The sequence below is a fragment of the Dietzia sp. B44 genome (assembly GCF_014145245.1).
In the GTDB taxonomy this organism is placed as follows: Bacteria; Actinomycetota; Actinomycetes; order Mycobacteriales; family Mycobacteriaceae; genus Dietzia; species Dietzia natronolimnaea.
On sequence record NZ_JAALEF010000309.1, the window covers coordinates 1 to 5,091 of the forward strand.

Annotated in this window: 6 protein-coding genes; 1 reads left to right on the top strand and 5 read right to left on the bottom strand. The window is 70.6% G+C overall.

The window, feature by feature from the left end:
- The coding region (locus G6017_RS10780; RefSeq protein ID WP_182617318.1) for an alpha/beta hydrolase fold domain-containing protein at positions 1 to 565 on the top strand (565 nt) is incomplete at its 5' end.
- Between the two features lie 21 nt (positions 566 to 586).
- Here the strand turns inward: G6017_RS10780 and era are convergent.
- The 5 genes from era to G6017_RS10805 form a co-directional block, all read right to left on the bottom strand.
- The gene (gene era / locus G6017_RS10785; RefSeq protein ID WP_182609948.1) at positions 587 to 1,495 is read right to left on the bottom strand and encodes a GTPase Era; all 909 of its coding nucleotides are present in this window, start codon (positions 1,493 to 1,495) and stop codon (positions 587 to 589) included.
- Positions 1,492 to 2,814, bottom strand: coding sequence for a hemolysin family protein (locus G6017_RS10790; protein WP_179524967.1), 1,323 nt, complete (start codon positions 2,812 to 2,814; stop codon positions 1,492 to 1,494). Before G6017_RS10790 ends, era begins: the two co-directional genes overlap by 4 nt.
- Positions 2,815 to 2,817: 3 nt before the next feature.
- Entirely contained in the window at positions 2,818 to 3,312 is a 495-nt protein-coding gene (gene ybeY / locus G6017_RS10795) for an rRNA maturation RNase YbeY (RefSeq protein ID WP_182617320.1), read from the bottom strand.
- Positions 3,309 to 4,370, bottom strand: a complete 1,062-nt coding sequence (locus tag G6017_RS10800; RefSeq protein WP_259844134.1) for a PhoH family protein — start codon at positions 4,368 to 4,370, stop codon at positions 3,309 to 3,311. The genes ybeY and G6017_RS10800 overlap by 4 nt, the downstream gene beginning before the upstream one ends.
- Before the next feature lie 29 nt (positions 4,371 to 4,399).
- Positions 4,400 to 5,091: 16S rRNA (uracil(1498)-N(3))-methyltransferase (locus G6017_RS10805; RefSeq protein ID WP_182617322.1), on the bottom strand; the 692-nt coding region annotated here is incomplete at its 5' end.

A 5,091-nucleotide genomic window follows, 5' to 3' on the forward strand; every position in this document is an offset into this window, starting at 1 on the left:
CCCGGTGTCGGCGACGAACCGCGGCACGGCGGTGGGCGTGGTGGCCGGGGTGGCCGACCTGGTGCGGGACGAGGTCGCCGAGCACGGCCCGGTGTGTCTCGCCGGTGACAGCGCCGGGGGCCAGATCGCGCTGTCCGCGGCGATGGAGTTGAGGGACCGGGGTGTGTCCCGTCTTCCGGCGACGATCCTGATCTCCCCCGCGCTCGACCTGGCGATGGACAACCCGGACATCGACCGGGTCCAACCCAGTGACCCGTGGCTCGCCCGACGAGGCCTGAGGGTGTTCATCGACGCCTGGCGTGCCGAGCTGCCGGTGGACGACCCGCGGGTGAGCCCGCTGTGCGGGGACTTCACCGGTCTGGGGCCGCTGACGATCTTCGCCGCCACCCGCGACATCGTCCTGCCCGACGTGCGACTCGGGGTGGAGCGGGCCCGCGCCGCCGGCGTGGACGTCACGTACATCGAGGAGCAGGGGCTACTCCACGTGCACCCGCTCCAGCCCACCCCTGAGGGACGGGCCGCACGGGAGACGATCGTGGGGGTCGTTCGTGCGGCCGTGCGTTAGAAGGACTCGCACGACCGCGGTCTAGAAACCCAGCCGCCCGAGCATCTTGGGGTCGCGCTGCCACTCCTTCAGCACCTTGACGTGCAGGTCCAGGTAGACCTTGGTCCCAAGGAGCTGCTCGATCCCCGCCCGGGCCTGGGTGCCCACCTCGCGCATGCGCGAGCCGCCCTTGCCCAGGACGATCGCCTTCTGGCTCTGCCGCTCCACGTAGACGGTGGCGTGGACGTCCACCATGTCGTCACGCCCCTCGTGGGGCAGCACCTCCTCGATCGACACGGCGATCGAGTGGGGCAGTTCGTCCCGCACGCCCTCGAGGGCGGCCTCGCGGATGAGTTCGGACATCCGGGTCTCGTCCGACTCCTCGGTGATCACGTCGTCGGGGTAGAACCTCGGCCCCTCGGGGAGCAGGGAGGCGATGACGTCCGTCACCACGTCGACCTGCTCACCGGACGCGGCGGACACCGGGACGACCTCGGAGTCCGGCCCGAGGAGCCTGGAGACCGCGACCAACTGCTCCATGACCTTCTGCTTGGACACGGTGTCGATCTTGGTGACCAGGCCGAGGATCGGGGTGGTGGGACAGAGTTTGCGCACCTGCTCGAGGATCCAGCGGTCGCCGGGGCCGATCCGCTCCCCCGCAGGGATGCACAACCCGATCAGGTCGACGTCCGAGTAGGTGTCCTCCACGAGGGCGTTCAACCGCTCGCCCAGCAGGGTGCGTGGCCGGTGCAACCCCGGGGTGTCGACCAGGATGATCTGGGCGTCGGGTCGGTGGACCAACCCGCGGATCGCGTGCCGTGTGGTCTGGGGCCGCGAGGAGGTGATGGCGATCTTCTCGCCCACCAGCGCGTTGGTGAGGGTGGATTTGCCGGTGTTCGGCCGGCCCACGAAGCTGACGAACCCGCTCCGGAAGCCCTCGGGCGTGGTCATCGGTTCTCCTCGTCGTCGTTCTCGTGTGTGCCGTCGGCGGCAAGGTCGATCCGTTCGGCCACCACGGTGACCACCCTGACCCGTCCGCGACGGTCGTGCCCGCCCTCGGCGCGCAGGTCGAGCCCCTCGGTGACCACGTGCGCCCCGGGCAGCGGGACGCGACCGAGTTCGAGCGCCATCAGTCCCCCGATGGTCTCGACCTCCTCGGTCACCTCGTCCGGGAACTCCACGTCGAACAACTCTGCGACCTCGTCCAGACCGAGCCTGGACGACAGCCGGTACCTCCCGTCCTCCAGCTCCTCGACGGGGGGCACCTCGGTGGTGTCGTACTCGTCGACGATCTCGCCGACGATCTCCTCGAGGATGTCCTCGATGGACACCAGCCCGGCGGTTCCGCCGTACTCGTCGACCAGGATCGCCAGATGGTTGTGGTCCCTCTGCATCTCCGACAGCAGGTCGTCGATCCGCTTGGCGTCCGGCACGAACACCGCGGGTCGCATCACGTCGGCGACCGGGGCCGCGCGGCCGTCGGGGTCGTCGAGACGGGCCACGATGTCGCGGAGGTAGATCACCCCCACCACGTCGTCGGAGTTGTCACCGTCCACCACGGGGATCCGGGAGTACCCGGACTTGACGGTCAACCGGGCCGCCTGGCCGACGGTCTTGTCCGATTCGATCCACACCATCTCGGTCCGCGGGGTCATGACCTCGCGGGCGGTGGTGTCCCCGAGCTCGAACACCGACTGGATCATGCGCGACTCGTCGTCGGCCACGACCCCGCGCTCACGGGCCATGTCCACGATCTCGAGCAGCTCGATCTCCGAGGCGAACGGGCCGTTGCGGAAGCCCCGGCCCGGGGTGACGGCGTTGCCGACACCCACCAGGAGGCTGGCGACGGGACCCAGGACCATCCCGAGCACCCGCATCGGGGTCGAGGCACCCAGTGCCAGTGAGTAGGCGTGCTGGCGCCCCAGCGTGCGGGGACCCACGCCGGCCACCACGTACGCCGCGATCGTCGTCACCGCGATCACCCCGACCAGGGCCCAAACCGTGGACTCGATGACCTCGGCGAACACCACGGTCAGGAGGACGACCCCCGCGATCAGGCTCAACAGGTGCAGTAGCACCGTGACGTTGATGTAGCGCGGCCGGTTGAGCAGCATCAACGACAGCCTCGCCGCCCCGTAGCGGGGTTCCTTGGCCATCTCCTCGACCCGGGCCACCGAGACCGTGCTCAGCGCGGCGTCGAGGGCGGCGAAGACGCCGGCGACCAGGATGAGCAGAACGGCGGCGCCGGTGGTGAGAATGGTCTGGTCCACGGGTCAGGCGTCCGCGCGCGGGGCGTCGTCCTGCGGGGCGTCCCGGTGGTCGTACCACTCGCCCAGCAGCTCGTTCTGCAGGCCGAACATCTCGCGCTCCTCGGCCGGCTCGGCATGGTCGTACCCGAGCAGGTGCAGGCACCCGTGCACGGTCAGCAGCGCGAGCTCGTGCGCGAGCGGATGACCGGAGCTGGCGGCCTGGTCGGCGGCGAACGCCGGGCACAGCACGATGTCGCCGAGCATCGCCGGCCCGGGATCGGGCAGGTCGGGGCGACCCCCCGGGGAGAGCTCGTCCATGGGGAAGCTCATGACGTCCGTGGGACCCGGCAGGTTCATCCACGTCACGTGGAGATCCGCCATGGTGTCCTTGTCCACGAGGGTGATCGACAGTTCCGCGGCGGGGTGGACGTCCATCCGGGCGATCACGAACGCGGCCACGTCGATGAGTTCGGCCTCGTCGACCTCCACGCCCGACTCGTTGGCGACCTCGATGCTCATCGGCGGCGGTGCTCCCTGTTCCTGTGTACGGCGGTGGGTTCCTCGCCCCGCTCGAGGCGCTCCTCGTGCTTCGCGTAGGCGTCGACGATCCGGGCCACCAGCGCGTGCCGCACGACGTCCGCGGACGTGAGCTCCGAGAAATGGATGTCGGGGACCCCCTTGAGGATGTCGCGCACCACCTTGAGTCCGGATCGCTGCCCACCCGGGAGGTCGATCTGTGTGATGTCCCCTGTCACGACGATCTTCGAGCCGAAGCCGAGGCGGGTCAGGAACATCTTCATCTGTTCGGGCGTGGTGTTCTGCGCCTCGTCGAGAATGATGAACGCGTCGTTGAGGGTGCGCCCACGCATGTAGGCCAGCGGGGCGACCTCGATCACCCCGGCCGCCATGAGCTTGGGGATGGCCTCCGGGTCCATCATGTCGTGCAGCGAGTCGTACAGCGGCCGCAGGTACGGGTCGATCTTCTCGTGCAGGGTGCCGGGCAGGTAGCCGAGCCTCTCCCCGGCCTCGACCGCCGGGCGGGTGAGGATGATGCGGCTGACGTCCTTGGCCCGCAGGGCGGCGACCGCCTTGGCCATCGCGAGGTAGGTCTTGCCCGTTCCGGCGGGTCCGAGCCCGAACACCACCGTGTGGTCGTCGATCGCGTCGACGTACCGCTTCTGCCCCACCGTCTTGGGCCGGATCATCCCGCCGCGCCGGGACAGCACGTCCGTGCCCAGCACCTCCTCGGGGGTCAACGGCCCGGAGTCGGCGAGGATCTCGACCGAGCGTCGCACCGACGCCGGGGTGATCTCCACCCCACGTCCGGCCTGCCGGAGCAGATCCGAGACCACTCGTGAGGCCTGGTCGACGGCGCCGGGGTCGCCGGAGATGGTCATGGTGCCGCCCCGCACGTGCAGGTCGGCGTCGAGCAGCTCCTCGAGCGCCCGGAGGTTGGCGTCCGCGGCGCCGAGCACCGCCATGGCCAGGTCCGGGTCGAGCTGGACCGCCGTGCGGGAGGGCGGGCCGCCGGGGTCCCGGCGGTCGTCGCCCCGCGTCCGGGCGACCGTGTCACTCACTGCGTCGTTCTCTGGGGTACCTACGTGGATCACTTCCTGGGTGGTGGTGCGGTCGGGTCGAGTGTAGTACCAGTGCGGGCCCATCTCCGCGTGAGAACTCCGAGGGCGCCGAGCGCCACCGCGGCGGCGCTGGAGGTGCGCAGCACCTCGGGACCCAGGACGACGGCGCGGGCCCCGACGTGGGTGAGTGAGTCGATCTCGGCGTCGGAGACGCCGCCCTCGGGCCCGACGACGAGGAGGATGCGTTCCACGGGACCCGCCGCGGTCACGGCGTCCGCGAAACCGGCGGCACCGTCCTCGTGCAACACCAGCGCGGTCGCACCCGCTCGGACCTCCTCGGCCACGAATGCCACGAGACCGGTGGAGTCGAGCGGGTCGCCGATCTCCGGTTCCCACTCGCGCCGGGACTGCTTGGCGGCGGCACGGGCCGCGTTGGCCCACTTGGTCCGGCCCTTGTCGAGCTTGGGGCCCGCCCAGCGGCTCACACACCGGTCCGCCTGCCACGGCACGATCCGGTCCGCCCCGGCCTCGGTGGCCAGTTCCACGGCGAGCTCGGAGCGATCGGACTTGGGGAGCGCCTGGACCACGGTCACCAGGGGCGTCGGTCGCTCGACCACGGTCCGGGCCAGGACCTCTGCCTCGACCCGGCCGGGCCCCGACGTCAACACCGAGCAGTCCGCGACCTGGCCGCGACCGTCCCCGACCCGGAGGAGCTCGCCTG

Excerpts from the sequence above, each read along its gene's own strand:
- era (WP_182609948.1), bottom strand. The coding sequence starts at position 1,495 with ATGACCACGCCCGAGGGCTTCCGGAGCGGGTTCGTCAGCTTCGTGGGC.
- ybeY (WP_182617320.1), bottom strand. The coding sequence starts at position 3,312 with ATGAGCATCGAGGTCGCCAACGAGTCGGGCGTGGAGGTCGACGAGGCC.